Raw genomic sequence first — 18,844 nt, 5'->3', positions numbered from 1 at the left:
AAGAAAATTCTATACGAATAAAACAAGCTTATTTTTTAATTGCTTTTAACTTACGTTTTTCTTTATAGAAGGTTTTGTCTGCCACATAAATGGTTTTGACGACTTCAGCAAAAACGACATTTTCTTTGTTTGTTATATTGGCCATTTTTGTTAGATTAAATTCACCATTTTCAGCAACTTGAGTTTTAATATTTTCTATTTCTTGAGATGAAAAAGAGAACTCTGCATAAACATTTTCTTTAGCAGGACGTTTATATTTTATAGTAGCATCTTTATCCCAAACGACATAATCATCACCTAAAATGTTTAAAAGTTGAATCATATAGATGGGATCGGTGGCAGAAAAAAGACTGCCTCCAAATATAGAACCTACGTAGTTTTTATTTTTTATGCTTAATGGGATGGTTATTTTAACGTATGATAAATTACTTGAAACCTCAATTATTTTACCGGTTGTGCGTCTATACATAGGAGACCAATTAAATCCATATTTATAGATTTGAGCGTCCGTTAAAAAGGTTTTTAAGATTTTAGTAAGTGTTCTGTACATTTTTAAAAAAGGGATTGCTGCTTATAAGGACTTTCGTGTTCTAACAGCCATTTTTTACGGTGTAAACCGCCAGCATACCCTGTTAAACTACCATCGCTACCTATAACGCGATGGCAAGGCACAATAATCCAAAGCGGATTTTTTCCATTGGCGTTTGCTACAGCACGAATGGCTTTTACATCACCTAGTTGTTTTGATAATTCTAAATAAGAAAGCGTTTTGCCATAAGGAATTTGTTCAAGTTGTTTCCAGACTCTTTTTTGAAATTCGGTTCCTTGAGGATTCAATTTTAGATTGAATTCGTTGCGCTTACCTTCAAAATATTCTTTAAGCTGAATCACACAATCTTCTAATTCTACAGGGATGATGTCGGTTACTTTTTCTTCGGATTCCTGCTTATGCAGGAAAGACAATTTATTTGATTCTCCTTCGGAGAGACCTATGTTATTATTTAAGACATTGACAGAAATAATGCCACTAATATCTCCTTCTATTTTTGTGTAACCTAAAGGTGATTGGATGATGCAAGTTTCCATTATTTTTCATATTTATTCATCTAGAATACCTAATTTTTTAGCTCTAGCTTCCCAGCTTTTACGAGCAAGATGCTGAAGGTCAGAAACGTTATCACTTTCATCCATAATTTCTAAGCCTAAGAGTGTTTCAATAACATCTTCCATCGTTACTAAGCCACTTACAGAACCATATTCGTCAACAACCAAAGCCATATGATTTCTGCTTTCAACCAACTGCTCGAACAGATTAGGAATGGGTAAACTTCGGTTAACAATAATAATATGTCGTTTTAAATCAGCTAGTTTTTTATCTCCATGGTCTAGAGCCATTTCTTTAAAAACTTCGTCTTTAAGTACTAATCCTTTTATGTTGTCTGGATCGTTTGAATAAATAGGAATTCTTGAAAAACGAAGGTTCATATTTTTATTAAAAAAATCTTCGACAGTTGTATTTTGGTCTACTGCCAGCATAACGGTTCTAGGCGTCATAATATCTTTTGCCAAAACCTCCTTAAAAGTCAATAAATTCTTGATGATTTTACTTTCATTTTCTTGAAACACACCTTCTTCATGAGCCATATCCGCCATGGCATGAAAATCTTCTCGACTTAAAACGCTTCCATGACTTTTACCTCCAATAAGTTTGGTGGTGAGTTGTAAGAGCCATAAAATACCTGTCCATTTTAAAGGAAATATTAAAGCAATTAATGCTTTTGAAGTGAAATTAGCTAGGCTTTTCCAATAAGTTGCCCCAATAGTTTTTGGAATGATTTCTGAAGCAATTAAAATTAATAAAGTCATAATAGCCGAAATAACTCCAACAGTATTGATTCCTGCCAACTCTATTTTATAGGGTAGTTTTTCTGCTTGAATACCAACCATCATAGCTCCCAGAGTATGTGCAATGGTATTTAAAGTGAGTATGGCAATTAGTGGCTTGTCAACATCTTTTTTCAAGCGTTCTAAAGTGAATGCATATTCTTTTCCTTCTTGTTTTTTAACGTTTATAAATGTTGGCGTAACAGTTAATAGAACGGCTTCAAGTATAGAGCATAAAAAAGAAAAGAAAATGGAAATTGTTGCCCAAAAAATTAATGTGCTCATTAAAAATTGTTTTAATCGAAAATAATTCCTTGAGGCTATGCCACGAGGTTTCCGTTGAAATTATCATTCCCGTGAAATCGCAAGATTCATGAATCCATTATTATAAAATATTGCATAATGAATAAAACGGGAATCTAAAATAATATAATTTCGATTTTTGACTAAAAAAGTCAAAATGAAACGAGTAAAATACCTCTATGGTTCTACCGAGAGGATAATTCGTTTCAAGAAATTATTTTATTTGCTAAAATAGTTAAAATTTATTTTGTAAATTGTGTAAGTAAATACTGTTGGTTGGTATAGTCTTTTCCCTCTTGAGTTTTTGATTTAGTAGCATAATTTAAAAAGCAAATTTATGACAACCAAAAAACCATCCTATGAGCTTGCAGAAGTTACTTGTGCAAAAAAAGAGTGTAATGAAACATTTAATGTTATTATCTCTTCAATATATACTGTTGTTAGCAGGCCAGTTGGAGCAATAGAATTTAATCTCTCTAAACATAATGAAATAGCTAAAACAAACATGATTGATGACTATATAGTTATTAAATGTGCTTGTGGCCATAGCCAAAGAGTATATTTAAAAAAGAAGTAATATGGGAGATTTAAAAGATTTTGATAGCTTTTGGCTTGCCAAGGGCCAAGATGCTGTTAATAATACATTTGTTAATCTTAATAAACATTTAACAAATTATAGTGTTTACTTAAAAGCCTTATTGGGATTCTACACGCTTATTGGTTTGTCTGCCAATTTAATGACTTCGACTACTGATATTAAGATTTATTTAGCCTTTGTTTTGCCATACATTATTCTCTTTTTGGCGATGTTTAAAATTTCCGTCGGACAAAGTGTACAATTGGAAGAGTTAGATTTAAGAAGTCCATTACAAATTAATAATGCTTACGGAAAATTGGTCTTAGGTCTGAAAGAAGATATCATTAAAGCAAAAAGATGGGTTGCTTTGGCAACTATAGCTATTCTAATTGGAGGGACTATTGCTTTATATCATATTAATATAGAAAAAAAAGCCCGAGAAAAGCAAGAGAAAATTGAGAAACGAGCGGATAAAATTTTGAGCTATGAAGATGAGAATTTAAAAGAATACAAGAAAGCACAAAAACTTAATGTTACAAGAAATATTAAGGAAAACAAAGTAAGTGTTGGGGCAAAATTTTCAGAAGATAAAAAGGTCGTTTTAAAATTTATTAACTTAAAAAATGATACAATTACTACAGTTATAGACGTTCCAAAATTTTATGATTATAAAGTCGATATTGAAAATGTGAAGGAACTATTAACTGCTGAGATTAAATAAAATGATAGAGGGCGGTAGGTGAATTCATGACTTTAAAGTCAATAAAAACAGGTTTTATATGGGTGTTTTCAAGGGTTAAAACCATCATTTTCTTTTACAGAAGAAATGGTATAAAAAGAAAATAATACAAATAAAAAAAGCCTAACGATTATAAAATCGTTAAGCTTAAATTTTAATCCTTCAATAATCCGTGTTTCGTATTGTTTTCAGGATTTGACTAACTTAATAACTATTGTTTTGTAAATGTAACAGATGTTTGTGCAGGAGTATAATCGCAATCTCCTTGAGCGCCTTCTGTAAATATTAAAGTGAATTCACTATCATCATTTACATTATAACCTGAAGGAGTTTGGGCTGCAAGAAACCATTCCTCTCCATTATCACAACTACATGCATTACTCTGTGTTGGTACGATTATTTTATTACAAACTAAGTCAAAAAGAAAATCAACTTGGTTCCAACCGCAAAACTTAGGAGTAAGGACAACATTAAACTTTCTTCGAGTTTCACTTTCAGCAACAACTTCGACCACTACATCATCACTAAATGCAGTTCCTCCGTCTCCCCAAGGAGCCATTAAGAAAGGAGTTGTCTGTTTAATACGATACATGCCTACAAAAGAAGTTATATCAACTGGACATACTTCAAAAATATTGACTGTTAAATTTTTATCTCCCACAAAAGCTTCAGTAGCGTCAACTTTTAATACTAAAGTTTTAGCATCAGTAGTAACATTATTGTCCACTCCATCTATTTTAAGTGTTCCTTCATATGAATTTGCAGGTATTACCACAGATCCTACAGTATAAGAATCTGCTCCTGCCGTAGTTTCTTCTTCTACTATTGTAAGCGCTATATTTCTCTCAGATTCACTCAGACTAGATACAGTTACTGAAACCTCAACAGAACCTGTTGCATCAATTAGAACAGGAAGATCGACATTGGTTTGCTCAAATGATATGAAGGTTTGACTTTCATTAAAGATTGCTTTATCCTCTTCACAGGATATTAATAGCACACATACTATAATAAGATTTACTATAAATTTTTTCATGATACAATTTTTTATGGTTAATAGCCAGAGTTTTGTTGTTCACGTATATTAGGATTGGCAATCAATTCTGCCTGTGGAATGGGCAATGTGAACCTGTGGTCAGTGGCAGGTAATGAGCATGCCCCATTAACCCCAATAGCATTACAATCTAAAGGATCCCGTAATACATCTTGGTTGGCACGAACACCTAAACGCTTCAAATCATGAAATCTATGCCCTTCAAAAGCCAATTCTATACGACGTTCGTTTAAAATAGCTGCAAAAGCTTCTGTTTCATTAGCATATGTTGGCAAAGGTTGTACCGTAGTAAACCTAGCATCACGCAGTTGTTTAATATAAGCTGAAGTAGAATTAGCTGCTCCATTAATATTACCACCGTCTGCTGCTGCTTCTGCCAAAATCAATAACATTTCAGAAGATCTAAATACTTTTAAATCGTTCATTAGTGGCTGCGTTTCAGATCCTGGATATTTATGAACAAGCAAAATATCTTCATTTTCAAAATCTGCAGCATTTTGATAGTCTGGTGAAATTATAGACTCTGGCCCAACATTAACATCAAACCTAATATCATCTTGGTCAAATAAATTGAACAAGGATCTTCCTATTTCAAAATACGGACCACCATTAATTGTTTCATTGGTAAAGGCAAACTTAGCACCAGCCCTACTTTGACTTGCCATATTTGATACACCATTACCTGCACGATCAAATATATCTCCTCTGGTACGTTCCAACTTAAAGATAATCTCTGTATTATCTGCATCTAAAAACATATTCGTGTATTGTCCTCTAGAGGCAATAGGGTATCTATCCAACAATTGTTGTGCATAAGTAGCTGCCATGCTGTATTGTCCACGATAAGTAGCCATACGTGCCCTTAGCGCCGTTACAAAGTCTTTAGATATAAAAGTGGCATTGCTTTGTTCTAGCAATAAGCTTTCCGCTTTTTGTAAATCGCCTTCTATTAAGGCAAATACTTCTCCATTGGTATTACGAGGAAAAACATCACTTATTAATGGTACAAAATCTACTGCGATAACTCCCAAAGCATTGTCATCGGTTAAATCTGTTGAATAATAAGACAACAATTTAAAGTGAGAATATGCTCTAAGCGCGTGGGCTTGCCCCAATATGTTGTTATAATCTTCTTGTTCTTCACTTTCTAAAGAAACAGATTCAGCAGCCAAAATTAACCTCGTAGCCTCATTTATTTCTTCGTAACTTCTTTGCCAAAATGTGAAAGCCGCTAAAGAAGTAGCATCTAAGATAAATTGGTAATCATTTACTCTTTGTCCTCCACTAATAAACCCTACAGAGAGTTCATCTGTAAAGGTTGATGAATGTGCTATATCCTGTACTAGATCATATTTAGTGTAAACTCCTATTAAGCCATCTCTTAAATCATTTAAGTTTTGAAAGGCAACATCAGTAGTAATGCGACCTACTTGGTCAATATCTATGGCATCTTCACAACCTGCAAAAAGTGCCAAACAAAATATAAATTTTATTATTTTCTTCATTGTTTTTTTTTTAAAATCCTATTTCAATTCCAAATGATAATATTTTTGGAGTGGGGTATTGTCTTGTCTCAGTAACACGTGATTCGGAATCATATCCCCTCCATTCAGAAAAGGTTACTAAATTTTCAGCAGATCCATATAACTTAAGCTTTGTTATACCAGTACCTTTTAAATGCTTTTTGGGAAAATTATAGCCGATATTTAAAAAACGTAGCCTTAAATAATCTGAACTACTAAGAAAGCGGTCACTAGTATCTCTAAATGAGGTCCCATTGGTTGCTGTTATACTAGGAATGTCTGTAATACGGTTATCTGGGGTCCAGGCATTTAGTATGTCCCTAGACAATTGAAAATTAGTAAGAGCAAACCCGCTATTGATAAGCTCATAATAAATAATATCACGCCTATCAACTCCAATAACGTAACTCCACTGGGTATCTAAATAAAACCCTTTGTAATTAAAATTAAAACCAAAACTTCCTGTTGCATCTGGAGTAGCATTTTTACCTGTCCAGACAGCATCTGTATCAGGGTTTGGGTTTTCTGTTAAATTGCCATCAATATCAAAAAACAAAGCATTACCATTGCCAGGGTTTATCCCTGCATAACGTATTAGTTTTTGCTCAAATATCTTGCCTCCATTTCTACCTATACCAAGTATTTCACCTGTTTCAGATGGCAAGTTACTTAGTTCATTGTCATTATAGTTGCCAACAAAGTTCAATGTTAAACTTAGGTCTTTTTTCTTAATAAGATCATAATGTAATGCCCAATCTACACCTTTGTTAATTACATCTCCCACATTGGAATCAATTCCCGTGGTTCCGTTAATTGCTGATATCTGTTTAAATTGAAATAAGTCTTCAGTTTTTTTATGATATACATCCAAACTACCTCTCAACCTCCTATTGAATACCTGAAAATCTATACCTATGTTTGTTTGGGTTACTTCTTCCCATTTTAACGTATTATTTCCTATTTGACTTAAGAATAATGAATTAGCATTACCATATCCACTACTACTGGTAGCATAAAAAGATTGGAATAAATCTGGTGATGAGAAGTAGGTTCCACCATTAATCCTTTGATTCCCAGTAGTACCGTATGATGCTCTTAACTTTAAATCATTGAACACTGAATCCTGCATAAAGTCTTCATTGGAGATATTCCAACGTGCACCAACAGAATAAAAAGTTCCCCATCTGTTTGTTGCAGAAAATCTATAAGAAGCATCTCGTCTTATTGTAGCAGAGATTCCATACTTACTATCATAATCGTAGTCTATATTTCCAAAGTAAGAGAATAAGCCCGCATCAAGTCTAAACGCATTAGCATCGTCTACAAAGAAATCATTATCTCCATTATCACTTATAAATGCGCTATCGTCTCCTGGCGCAAAATTTCTAGGGTTTAAACCTCTTGCAAAATAACCAAACCCGCGGGTGAACGCTCTAAAGTATTCTGAAAAAAGTGTAGCATCTAAGGTATGTTTACCAAAGGATTTGTTATAATTTAACGATAAATTGTTGTTAAAAGAAAAATTCCTTCCTGTATCCTGTCTTTGAAAACCAGGGGTTGTATTTCCAGGTTGAGCAAAAACAAGCGCCCTATAAGCGTTTGGAGGCACTACTTCATAACCGGTTGTATGTTCATAATCCAAACCTATATTTATTTTTGCTTTTAAATTTTCAGTCAATTCATAATCGGCAGAAAACCCTGCTATAACCTTAACTTCTTCCTCAAGAAACTCATAATGTCTTAATCTATCTAAAAGATAAATTGGCGTAAGAGCAAGAGAGAATCCTTGATTTGCCAAAGTTGCTCCATCTATATATTCATCTGTAGATATATACGGAAGGGATGCATTTACACCGTATAGCAAGTTTGTAGTAACCCCAAATGAACCCACACCGGTTGGGATATTACTTTTGGAGTAATTTGCCGTAAAACTTGTATTGTAGTTAAATTTACCATTATCAGAACTTCCAGTAAGGTTATTTCTAAAAGTAAAGCGTTTTAAACCTGTAGTTCTAAGAATCCCTTCTTGGTTAAAATAGCCCAAAGATGTAAAACTGGAAGTATTTTCACCTCCTTGCGCAAATGTCAAGGTATGGTTTTGCGTAGTGCCCGTCCTGAAAAATACATCTTCCCAATTTGTAGTGGGTGTAGCATCAATTTCTGCATCAGTCATACCTACCCCTCTTCCTCTTCCTATGACATCACGTTCAAAACGCAAATATTCTGGAGCCGACATAAAATCATAATCATGGTCTTGAAGTAAGGAATAGCTTTGCGTACCGGTATATGCGATTCTTAAAGGTGAATTTTTTGTTCCTCTCTTTGTTTTGATAACAATAACACCATTAGCTCCCCGGCTTCCAAAAACAGAAGACCCAGCTGCATCTTTAATAACGGAAATAGACTCTATATCGTTAGGATTTAAACTTCTAAAATTATCCTCATTAATAGGGATGCCGTCCATTAAAAAAAGAGGCTCGGTGTTACCATTTATTGAACTCACCCCTCTTATTTGCACCAAGGAATTGGCTCCTGGTTGCCCACTACCGGTTTGTATGTCCAATCCTGCAACTTGACCAGATAACGATTGCACAAAGCTTGCATTTGGTCTGGCTTCCAATGCCTCAGAAGTAAGCTGTACACTTGAAATTACAGATTTCTCTTTGGACACGGTTCGATAGCCCTCGATAACTACCTCGTTCAATACAGAGGCATCTTCTTCCAATACAATATTGATGGTCGTATTATTACCTACGACCACTTCTTGGGTTTTCATTCCCAAGAATGAGAATACCAGTGTTTGTCCTGACTGAACATTGATACTATATTCCCCATTAAAATCTGTTTGAGCACCTTTTGCTGTATTCTTGATAATTACACTAACACCTGGTAACGATAGGTTATCTGATGCCGATACTACTGAGCCCGAAATAGTTTTCTCTTGAGAAAATATTACATGGGTTACAAGCAATAACAGTAACGTTAATAATTTGTTTTTTGTTTTCATTCGCCTATTTTTTAAGTTAGTTATGCGAACAAAAATGATTAATTAGGTCTTTAAAACAAAGCAACAGCACGCTCCTTAATAAAATTGTGTCATTATATGTTAATATACTATTACTCGAATAGTATCCCTGTATATTTAACTAATTATAAGTTACTTAAATATGCAGCACATTTAGTTTAATTTAAAAGATTATAGAACGGTTTTGAGAGAACTATTTGTGTTAAAAAAAGAGAGGTGCCATTTTCGTTTTTAAAAATAGAGAAACGAGTTTATGCTGATAACACTTCGGTTTTATATTCAATAGGTGGCTTGTCTTTAAAGACTTTAAACTGTCTATTAAAATATGAGATATTCTTAAAGCCAGATTTATATGCTATTTCTGCTATAGATGATTCTTCACTTTCTAGTAATAACATACAGGCATGCTCTATACGCAATTCATTGAGGAAGGTGAAATAGGTTTTATTAGTCCTTTTTTTAAAATAATTGCAAAACGCATTCTTGGTCATTGCTGCAATTGAGGCAACACTATCTAGAGAAATATTAGCTTGGTAATTGTTTAGGGTATAATCAATAACATTTCTCATGCGTTTGCCTTCTTCATCTCCGTGGTCTTGTTGATGTATAGAAGATGATAAAACCTCACTTTTAGATTTTGATATTAAGTTTAAAACTTTGAAAAATAATAAAAAGCGATTAAGACCTGAGTTATAATGGAACTTTAAAAAAAGTTGCCGTAGTTTATCAATATTTGAGATTAATTTGAATCCATTTTTAGAATTTTTAAAAAATGTTTTTAAAAGCCTAAGCTCTTCAAGGTTAAAAAAATCTTCACCAAATGAATGTGGTGAAAAAAAAATAGAAAGCATATGTGATTTACAATTGTTATTGGGATTGCTTCTAAAAGCATGAGGGAGGTTGGCTCCAATAACAAAGAGATCATTTTTCTTATAATAATTTGTTGAATTTCCTATAATTAGACTGCCACTCCCTTCAAGTATATAACTAATTTGAATTTCTTCATGATGATGAAATTTGTCATAAAGTATAAGCTCACAATCTTCTTGAAACAAAAACATTTTGTCTTTTGGTTTTGCTATTTTGAAAGATAATGGTTTCATTATGAGCTATTTGTGTTAAAAACACTATTCAATTTAATAGTGTAAAGTTGAGCATTTCATTATTATTTATATCATAAATCTACCCAGGTGTTTCTTGTTGATTTCTGCAAAATCTCCTGTATACTCTTCTTTATACTGATAGATTTACTTACTGGTTTTATAATATCATCGACAAAATTATAAACAACAGAAGCATTATGTGCTTCTGTGTCATTAAAAACATAATTTGTGGTAAATACTTTAGTTCCTTTTTCTGCCGAGAATGTATTAAGGACATTACCATCAACTTTAAATTCAAGATTACCTTCTGGCAAACTTTCGCTAGAAGTTATTGTAATGGAGATTTCTAATTTACTGTCTGTTATTGCATTTGCTTCCCACTTTAAGGTTGGAGTAACCAAATTCCCTTGTGAATCATCCTTGCTACAAGAACCAGTTATAAATATGATTAAAACTGTTATTATAAATAGTCTTTTCATCAATTTAGGGTTTTAGATATTTTTTTGTTTAAGCTAGGTATTTCAACTGTCCAAGTGCCTTTTGCCAAATTATCTATTACTAACACTTCTTCAAGCGAAGTTGTGTATTGTTGTTCAAAATCTGTCCCTTTTAAAATAATATCATGAGTATCTTCAATTGCTTTTATCTCAATTCGTCTAACTATCTTTCCAGTTGCAAATTGATTACTACTCTGTGTGTATACAGTGTTTGAAGATATCCATGTAACTTCTGGGTAGTTAATTCTAGGGGTTACAGTAATTGTAATTTCTGAAGTGTTTGACAGCCCTCTAAAGTCATACACGATAACCTTTATCGTGTGTTCTCCTAGCTGTAAGTTAGTAAATGTATTTTCAAAAGGCATAAATTGAACGGTGTTTACTAAAAGGTCATCATAAAAATATTCCACTCTTTTAATATCATCGTCACCATTTGGGTCTGAGAAGGTTGCCATCAGCTCCAATGTGGTACCTTCTTCAAAACTAGAATTGTTCTCTGGGGTATTAATTACAACAGTGGGAGCTTTGTTATCTACTTCAGAAATTATTAAGCCAGTATCAATCAAATTTTGAGTTTGCCATAAAGTTTCTCTTGTAGGGTGTCCCAAAGCTGCAAGCATTCTATCTACTTGACCTTTAGTAAACATTTTATAGCAACCTGATGCTCCATTATATCCCATGTAGTTTTCTGTATTTACATATTCGCCACTACAATTTGTTCCAGACGAACATTTAAGATTGTGTAGACCATCTTCATTAGGCGTATCATCTACTTGATCGGTACCATTACAACCATCCTCAAAAGTATGAAACAAGTTTAACCAATGACCAAACTCATGAGTTAAAGTAGAAGCCAATTCCTTATCTGTATTTGTAGATAAGAATGCACCATTATAAACAACACGAGCTAGATTATTATCAGACATGTCAGTAAAAGGAAACCAAGCTACGCCAGTATTGTCGGTTTCACCATTAGCATACAAATCATTTTGAATATAAACATTCATATACTTATAATTATCCCATGCATCAGCTTTAATTTCAGCATCACTGCCAGATCCATTACCAAATCCGTTTTTTACAGAATGGTAAACAATACCTGCTGTTTCATTCCCATTTGGATCCTTTTTTGCTAATTTAAAAGTAATAGCCATGGTGGCTTTAATACTTGAAAACCTAGAGTTTACCGATGAAAAATCATCATTCAGACCATTAAAATCTTTATTTAGATCGTTTAGCGCATTACGTATTAAAGCATCATTTACTTCTTTTCCATTAAAAGATGTACCATATACATGGAAAACCACTGGGATTTGGTAAGATTCTTCTCCATTATTGAAGCTAAATTTATTTGGTTTTGTTGAATTTTGATGATCACTATGTTTAGATGAATTGTATTTTAAAAACCTAGCATTCGCTTCTGATGCATTGCACTTTATTTGTGCACTTAAAACACTTTGAATGAATAAAATGAAAAATATGGTTAGTTTAATTGTCATAAATGTAATTTATTGGGTGTAAAATTATGAACTAAACAATTATTAAGTTCTTTTTAAATTATCCTGTTTTGATACAATATTATCCGATACGTTGTTTTTTTTATTACAAGAGGTGTATTTATCACAACTCGAATAAAGTGAAGAAGTTGAGTGTTTAGCCAAAAAAACAAAAAAATATTAAAATTTTGGACTCTCAATTATATGGTCAATTCATGATAAAGTTTAAATAATAATAGCTCATAATAGAACCCAAAAAAAGAATAAACCAATTTACCCTATTTAGTAGATCGGTTTATTCTTTTATTCCACAATATCTTTACTAAGCCTTCTATTTTAGTTTATACTTGGCCTTTTGACTCCGCTCAAGACAGGCTAAAGCCAAATTAATCAGGATATTAAGTATTTAAAATTTTAACTACATCTTTGGCAAAGTAGGAGGCTATGATGTCGGCGCCAGCACGTTTTATAGCAGTAATTTGTTCCATCATTACAGCATCATGTTCTAGCCAGCCTTTTTCAGCAGCAGCTTTTAGCATGGCATATTCACCAGAAACTTGATATACGGCAACGGGAACATCAACTTCATTTTTAATTTCTCTTACAATATCCAAATAGCATAGCCCGGGTTTAACCATAATAATATCAGCACCTTCATCTATATCCATTTCCGTTTCTCTGATAGCTTCAAAGCGATTAGCATAATCCATTTGATAGGTTTTTTTGTCCTTGGGAATATCAATTAAATCTACTGGAGCAGAGTCTAATGCATCTCGAAATGGTCCGTAAAATGCCGAAGCGTATTTTGCAGAGTAGCTCATGATGCCCGTATTGATAAAACCTTCATCTTCCAGAGCTTCACGAATTGATAGGATACGACCGTCCATCATGTCGCTAGGAGCAACAAAATTGGCACCTGCTTGTGCATGAGATACACTCATTTCACTTAAAACATCAACGGTTTCATCATTTAAAACTTGGCCGTTTTCAATAATACCATCATGCCCATAAGCCGAATATGGGTCTAGTGCAACATCGGTCATCACAACCATTTCCGGGCATATATTTTTAACCGTTTTAATAGCACGTTGCATTAATCCATTTGGATTTAAAGCTTCTGAACCTTTATTGTCTTTTAAATTATCTGGAACTTTTACAAAAAGTAATACCGATTTTAACCCCAGTTTCCATAATTCTTTTACTTCACCTTCAAGTAAATCTAAACTATAGCGAAAATAGTTTGGCATGGATGGAATTTCATCTTTAATGCCTTTACCTTCAACAACAAATAATGGCACCAAAAAATCATTTGGAGTAATTATAGTTTCACGAACTAAATAGCGGATAGCTTCGCTAGTTCTTAGTCTTCTATTTCTTTTTAATGGATACATAATTAATGTCTATAAAATTCTTGATAATTGTTATTTTTATCAGTTGCAAAGTTAATCATTAAAACCTAGTTTATATTGAATGAATCGTTAGGTCGTTTAGAATTTAATTTTCCCTGGAGAAGTTATCAGGCGAATCTTTTAAGAAACTTTGATCGCCATATATCAGATAACCATTTTCACGTTATAGCGCCTCCTGGTTCTGGAAAAACAATTCTAGGCATCGAAATTATTAGAAGACTAGGTGAAAAAACATTGGTCCTTGCTCCAACGCTTACTATCAGAAATCAATGGGAAGACAGATTACAATCTTTTTTTACCAAAAGCAAAGCGTATGAATCGCATTCCTTTAATATAAAGTCACCTCATGATATTACATTTGCGACTTACCAGTCTTTGCATGCTTTTTATAAAACATTCGAAGATAAAAACGACTATTACTCTTTTTTTGAAGAACACAATATTAAGACGCTTGTTTTAGATGAAGCACATCATTTAAAAAATGAATGGTGGAATTGCTTGATTGATTTAAAAAATAATAATCCTTTTTTCGTTGTAGCATTAACTGCAACACCTCCCTATGATAGTAATAGAACGGAAGTTTCAAAATATTTTACGCTTTGCGGTGAAATAGATGATGAAATTGCGGTTCCGGATTTAGTAAGAGAAGCGGATTTATGTGCTCATCAGGATTTTGTTTATTTTTCCAAACCGGAAGGCTTAGAGATTAATTTTATTGTTGAGTATAGACAAAAAATTGCTGATTTTAAAGATAAATTGCTAAATGATGATGTCTTTGTTTCTTTTATTAAGCAACATCGATTTTTTAATCAACCTGAGGCTTGCCTAGAGGAGCTTTATTCAAATGCTGAATATTTTTCAGCCATTCTAATTTTTTTAAATGCATGCGGCGTGGCCGTTGAAAGGCATAAACTGGAGATTCTCGGTTTTAATAAAAAGGAAACAATAACGTTCCCAACCTTAGAACTGGAATGGTTAGAGGTTTTGTTTCAAAATTTACTAGTTGATGATAGGGAACGGTTGTTAAAAAGCGAACCATACCTCTTAAGTTTAGAAAAAGAGTTAAGAAAGATACATGTATTCGAAAAGCGGAAAGTAAATTTTATAGGCGAGGAGTTACTGTATAAATCCTTAGCTAGTAGTCCAAGTAAACTTAAAAGTATAGTTAGCATTGTAGCTTCAGAACATGAGAGTTTGAATAGTGATTTAAGATGTGTTGTTTTAACAGATTATATTAGAAAAGAGTTTTTAAATACTGATGATAATAAAATTCAGACCGTTAATAAAATAGGTGTTATTCCTGTTTTTCAGTATTTAAGAGCCTATTTTTTAAATAAAGAAGCATTGGCAGTGGTTTCTGGAAGTTTGGTTATCATTCATAAGGCCATTTTAGAGGCTTTTAATCTTATTGAGAATTGTGATCACTTTTCATTCACGCCATTACAAGTAGATAATGCCTTTTTAACGGTAGGATCTAAAAAGAAAACAAAAAATTCGATCGTAAGTATTATTACTGAGCTTTTTGAAAATGGAGATATTAAAGTTTTGGTTGGTACAAAATCTTTATTGGGAGAAGGTTGGGATGCGCCATCAATAAACAGTTTGATTTTAGCATCATTTGTTGGTTCGTTTGTGTCTTCTAATCAAATGCGAGGAAGAGCTATTAGAAAAGACCCTGATCAGTTAAACAAAACAGGCAATATTTGGCATCTTGCATGTGTAGATAGCACTGTTTTAAATGGAGGTAGAGATGTTGATATTTTAAGACGAAGATTTGAGGCTTTTGTCGGGGTTTCTAATAGCAACCGACCTTATATTGAAAATAGTTTTGAACGTTTACAATTTCCAGAGCAGATTTTAGAAGAAGATGTAGAAACCTTAAACTTACAGACACTCAAAAATGCCAACAACAGAAATAATATTATAAAAAAATGGAATAATGCCATTGTAAAAGGAACACATTTAACGAAAGAAATCAAGATTTATCATTTAGGAGAAATCGCTTATAAAAAACAGAAGCGAATTTATTATTTTGATGCTGTAAGGTTTTTTGTTGCAGAGCTATCTTTTACAATTTTGTTGTTTTATTTAGAGTTTATTTTAAAAAACACCCATGTTGTTTTAAGTAGGGGTATGACGTATTTTTTATATACTTTTTTGACAGCTCTTTTAGTGTCATTTGGTTATAAGTTATACAAAGCGGTGACACTTTATATGAGATATGGGTTTCTCGATAAGAAAATTAAAAAGATGGGAGAAGTCATACTTAATACGTTATTCGAATTAGGTTTTATGACTACTGATATGAGCTCAATAAGAATTGAATCCAAACGTATTGATAATGGCGATATTGTTTGTGATTTATTGGGGAGTAACCCTTTCGAAAATTCGCTGTTTTCAAACGCTTTGAGTGAAATTATAGAACCAGTAAAATCGCCAAGATATTTAATTGTAAAAACAAACCTTTTTAGAAGACGTTTAAATATTGAGAATTTTTATTCTGTTCCAGAAATTTTTGGAGACAAGAAAGCAAATGCACTAGTATTTCAAAAATACTGGCGCATTAATTTAGGAAGGAATAAGTTGTTTTATACCAGACACGTTGAAGGCAGGAAACTATTATTGAAAGCAAGGTTATTCCATGTTTATAATGCCTTTAAAAAAGTTTCTAAGCAGGTGGTTGTGTGGAGATAGCAGCCTAAGTTTCTAACGATTTTGAGGGTGTTATTTTATTTATATCCTATTTCTTCGTTTAAAGCTATTCTGCTTTTTGCAAAATGCCCTGTACCAAAAGCAATTTCTTTTCCAGTATCATTAATTAAAGAGCTTTCTGCAATAAATAAGTTTTTCGATTTGAATTTTACTTTGCCAATAGCCGTAATAATTCCTTTATTTGCAGGCCTTATAAGGTTTATATTGAAATTTGTTGTAAGAACGAAAGCATCTTTGACTATAGAGTTAACGGCAAAAAAAGCCGCGTCATCAAGAAGTTTGAAATATACTGATCCATGAATAGCTCCCAATGCATGGAAGTATTTGGGCTCAATAGTCAATTGAATCTGAGCTGTTTCATTTTGAATCTTAACGGTTGTGCTTTGATAAATTTCTTTATTTAAGTTTGCATTAAGATACATGCGCTCCAATTTTTCAAAATGATTCATACTAGATCTGACTTTTTGATTGTTTTAAAAATAGTCAATGGCTTTTTATTCTAAATTCTTAATAAATTTTTTAACATTAATATTTACATCGTCTTCCCCTTGCTGATCAAAAGGGTTTTCTAAATGTGATTGAATATTATCTAATGCAACTAAAATAACACTGAATAGTACAGGGACTGCATATTGTAATCCGTAGTTATAACTCGTAACGTTTTCTGCAAAATGAGGGCCATAAATAATGGGCAGAACAACGATAAAAATGTCACTATAAGTACGTAAAGTTCTTGGTGTTCTATATTGGTAAATATGTTTTATTCGTTCAAAGGAAATCATCATTTTACTTAGAAACTGATTGGAACGTGAAGCTTCACCAGAAGGTAAACCATGAGCACGTAGGCTTTTTATAAACACCGAAAGGTTATGAAAATTTTGATAAACGCCTTTTTCAGTCTCCTCTAATTTATCAACAGGGTTTGTAAATACTTGTGTGCAAGAATTGAGCAGATTTTCAAGATGTATTTTAATGTCTGTTTTAAGTTCTTGAGGAGGGTTTTCTAACCAATGAGATACAGCAAAGTATAAGGATCTTCCATGGGCTTTAATAGATCCGTATTCATCTAATGCCGCTTCACGGCGTTTATAGGCGCCTCCTATAGAAAACACAATAGGAAAAACGATGGCTGTCCCTATAAGTGTTAAAGGAAAATCTGCTTTGATATGGTAATGCAAACAAAAAGCGGTCGATGCTATCGATAAAAATGTAATAACAAATGTTTTCCAATTTATAATTAAAAAGGCACGTTTAAATAGCTTCCACATATTAAACCCAGTTTTTTGGTGTTTTTAAAACTTCTATTAATTTTTCTTCTTCACTCCCAACTTCAGGTTGGTGGTCGTAAACCCACTGTACATAAGGAGGTAAACTCATTAGAATACTTTCTATACGCCCGTTGGTTTTTAGCCCAAAAAGGGTGCCTTTGTCATGTACTAAATTAAATTCTACATAGCGTCCACGACGAATTTCTTGCCAATTTCGTTGTGCCTCTGTGTATTCTAATGCTTTTCGTTTTTCAACAATGGGAATATAGGCTTCTAAGAAACTGTCTCCAACTTCGGTTACAAAGTCATACCAATTTTCCATGGTCATGGTTTCTGAAGCTTTACAATAATCAAAAAATAAGCCACCAATACCTCTGCCTTCATTACGATGTGCATTATAAAAATATTCGTCACAACGTGCTTTGTGTTTTGGATAAAATTCTGGATTGTGTTTGTCGCAAGCCGTTTTACAGGTTTGATGAAAATGCACCGCATCGTCTTCAAACAAATAATAAGGTGTTAAATCTTGTCCGCCGCCAAACCAACTATCAATAATTTCCCCTTGTTTATCATACATTTCAAAATAACGCCAGTTAGCATGAACTGTAGGAATCATGGGATTTTTGGGATGTAAAACCAAACTTAATCCACAGGCAAAAAAGTCAACATCACCTACTTTAAAATAAGCTTGCATTGATTTTGGAAGTTTACCGTGAACCCCAGAAATATTCACACCGCCTTTTTCAAAAACATGCCCGTTTTCAATAACTCGGGTACGTCCGCCGCCGCCTTCGGGTCGTTTCCATAGGTCTTCTTGAAAAGTGGCTTTGCCATCAATGGCTTCAAGTTTTGATGTAATGCGGTCTTGTAAACCCTGTATGTATTGGAAAAATTTATCTTTCATTTTTAGACCATATCTTTATTGCAATATGTAGCTTTTTCAAAATCTCTAATATTAATGGCAATAAAAGGAACCGCAGGAAACAAGGCTTTTAATTGTGTCACAATTTGTTTTGAAAGGTTTGTTTTTTGTTCTGTAGTTCTGCCTTCCATGATATTTGCAAAAACGTGAATAAAGTCGCCTGTTTCACCGCCTACTAAATAATGCTCTTTAAAAGGGTTTAGTCGTACTTTAATATCTGCTTCGTCAAACAATGCTGTACTACAAGCAGATTTATGGACTTCTTGCACAATTTTATCGGGTTGTTGTAATGTTAAGATATTCTCTGAACAATCAATTACAAAATGTGGCAT

Annotated in this window: 17 protein-coding genes; 3 read left to right on the top strand and 14 right to left on the bottom strand. The window is 33.1% G+C overall.

The window, feature by feature from the left end; translation table 11 throughout:
- Nucleotides 1–28: 28 nt before the first annotated feature.
- Genes Q4Q47_RS07590 through Q4Q47_RS07580 form a run of 3 tightly spaced genes read right to left on the bottom strand, consistent with a single transcriptional unit; the run spans nucleotide 29 to nucleotide 2,169 of the window.
- Nucleotides 29–550 (bottom strand): DUF4442 domain-containing protein, encoded by a 522-nt coding sequence (locus tag Q4Q47_RS07590; RefSeq protein WP_303306051.1) that lies wholly within the window; start codon nucleotides 548–550, stop codon nucleotides 29–31.
- Between the two features lie 2 nt (nucleotides 551–552).
- Entirely contained in the window at nucleotides 553–1,086 is a 534-nt protein-coding gene (locus Q4Q47_RS07585) for a methylated-DNA--[protein]-cysteine S-methyltransferase (protein ID WP_303306050.1), read from the bottom strand.
- Nucleotides 1,087–1,098: 12 nt separating this feature from the next.
- Nucleotides 1,099–2,169: a CNNM domain-containing protein gene (locus Q4Q47_RS07580; protein WP_303306049.1), complete on the bottom strand. Its 1,071-nt coding sequence runs from the start codon at nucleotides 2,167–2,169 to the stop codon at nucleotides 1,099–1,101.
- Nucleotides 2,170–2,524: 355 nt separating this feature from the next.
- Between Q4Q47_RS07580 and Q4Q47_RS07575 the strand changes: the two genes are divergently transcribed.
- Together Q4Q47_RS07575 and Q4Q47_RS07570 are read left to right on the top strand one after the other, a co-directional pair.
- A complete protein-coding gene (locus Q4Q47_RS07575) occupies nucleotides 2,525–2,764 on the top strand; it encodes a hypothetical protein (protein WP_303306048.1) in 240 nt (79 codons plus the stop codon).
- 1 nt (nucleotide 2,765) lies between these two features.
- Nucleotides 2,766–3,485 (top strand): hypothetical protein, encoded by a 720-nt coding sequence (locus Q4Q47_RS07570; RefSeq protein ID WP_303306047.1) that lies wholly within the window; start codon nucleotides 2,766–2,768, stop codon nucleotides 3,483–3,485.
- A gap of 229 nt (nucleotides 3,486–3,714) precedes the next feature.
- Here Q4Q47_RS07570 and Q4Q47_RS07565 read toward each other — a convergent pair whose 3' ends face one another.
- The 7 genes from Q4Q47_RS07565 to hemB all read right to left on the bottom strand — a co-directional run bounded on the left by Q4Q47_RS07565 (nucleotide 3,715) and on the right by hemB (nucleotide 13,592).
- Entirely contained in the window at nucleotides 3,715–4,539 is an 825-nt protein-coding gene (locus Q4Q47_RS07565) for a hypothetical protein (RefSeq protein WP_303306046.1), read from the bottom strand.
- Nucleotides 4,540–4,556: 17 nt separating this feature from the next.
- On the bottom strand, nucleotides 4,557–6,062 hold the full coding sequence (locus Q4Q47_RS07560) for a RagB/SusD family nutrient uptake outer membrane protein (protein ID WP_303306045.1): 1,506 nt from the start codon (nucleotides 6,060–6,062) through the stop codon (nucleotides 4,557–4,559).
- A gap of 10 nt (nucleotides 6,063–6,072) precedes the next feature.
- The gene (locus Q4Q47_RS07555) at nucleotides 6,073–9,087 is read right to left on the bottom strand and encodes a SusC/RagA family TonB-linked outer membrane protein (protein WP_303306044.1); all 3,015 of its coding nucleotides are present in this window, start codon (nucleotides 9,085–9,087) and stop codon (nucleotides 6,073–6,075) included.
- A gap of 269 nt (nucleotides 9,088–9,356) precedes the next feature.
- Nucleotides 9,357–10,208 (bottom strand): AraC family transcriptional regulator, encoded by an 852-nt coding sequence (locus Q4Q47_RS07550; protein WP_303306043.1) that lies wholly within the window; start codon nucleotides 10,206–10,208, stop codon nucleotides 9,357–9,359.
- Between the two features lie 71 nt (nucleotides 10,209–10,279).
- Entirely contained in the window at nucleotides 10,280–10,687 is a 408-nt protein-coding gene (locus Q4Q47_RS07545; protein ID WP_303306042.1) for a hypothetical protein, read from the bottom strand.
- Entirely contained in the window at nucleotides 10,687–12,204 is a 1,518-nt protein-coding gene (locus tag Q4Q47_RS07540; RefSeq protein ID WP_303306041.1) for a M43 family zinc metalloprotease, read from the bottom strand. The genes Q4Q47_RS07545 and Q4Q47_RS07540 overlap by 1 nt, the downstream gene beginning before the upstream one ends.
- A gap of 395 nt (nucleotides 12,205–12,599) precedes the next feature.
- Nucleotides 12,600–13,592: a porphobilinogen synthase gene (gene hemB, locus Q4Q47_RS07535; RefSeq protein WP_303306040.1), complete on the bottom strand. Its 993-nt coding sequence runs from the start codon at nucleotides 13,590–13,592 to the stop codon at nucleotides 12,600–12,602.
- A gap of 75 nt (nucleotides 13,593–13,667) precedes the next feature.
- Between hemB and Q4Q47_RS07530 the strand changes: the two genes are divergently transcribed.
- The gene (locus Q4Q47_RS07530) at nucleotides 13,668–16,304 is read left to right on the top strand and encodes a DEAD/DEAH box helicase family protein (RefSeq protein WP_303306039.1); all 2,637 of its coding nucleotides are present in this window, start codon (nucleotides 13,668–13,670) and stop codon (nucleotides 16,302–16,304) included.
- A gap of 35 nt (nucleotides 16,305–16,339) precedes the next feature.
- Here Q4Q47_RS07530 and Q4Q47_RS07525 read toward each other — a convergent pair whose 3' ends face one another.
- From Q4Q47_RS07525 to Q4Q47_RS07510, 4 genes are read right to left on the bottom strand one after another with little or no spacing between them, the layout of a single operon-like run.
- Nucleotides 16,340–16,771 carry a PaaI family thioesterase gene (locus Q4Q47_RS07525; protein ID WP_303306038.1) on the bottom strand — a complete coding sequence of 144 codons (432 nt, stop codon included), beginning with the start codon at nucleotides 16,769–16,771 and terminating at the stop codon, nucleotides 16,340–16,342.
- 45 nt (nucleotides 16,772–16,816) lie between these two features.
- Nucleotides 16,817–17,590 (bottom strand): hypothetical protein, encoded by a 774-nt coding sequence (locus Q4Q47_RS07520; RefSeq protein ID WP_303306037.1) that lies wholly within the window; start codon nucleotides 17,588–17,590, stop codon nucleotides 16,817–16,819.
- A gap of 1 nt (nucleotide 17,591) precedes the next feature.
- Nucleotides 17,592–18,494 (bottom strand): oxygen-dependent coproporphyrinogen oxidase, encoded by a 903-nt coding sequence (gene hemF / locus Q4Q47_RS07515; protein ID WP_303306036.1) that lies wholly within the window; start codon nucleotides 18,492–18,494, stop codon nucleotides 17,592–17,594.
- A 2-nt stretch (nucleotides 18,495–18,496) separates the two neighbouring features.
- Nucleotides 18,497–18,844, bottom strand: a complete 348-nt coding sequence (locus Q4Q47_RS07510) for a 5-carboxymethyl-2-hydroxymuconate Delta-isomerase (RefSeq protein ID WP_303306035.1) — start codon at nucleotides 18,842–18,844, stop codon at nucleotides 18,497–18,499.

The organism is Flavivirga spongiicola (assembly GCF_030540825.1).
GTDB classification, from domain to species: Bacteria; Bacteroidota; Bacteroidia; order Flavobacteriales; family Flavobacteriaceae; genus Flavivirga; species Flavivirga spongiicola.
Note: the sequence above shows the minus strand (reverse complement) of the source record. Positions and strands in the feature narration are given on the sequence as shown.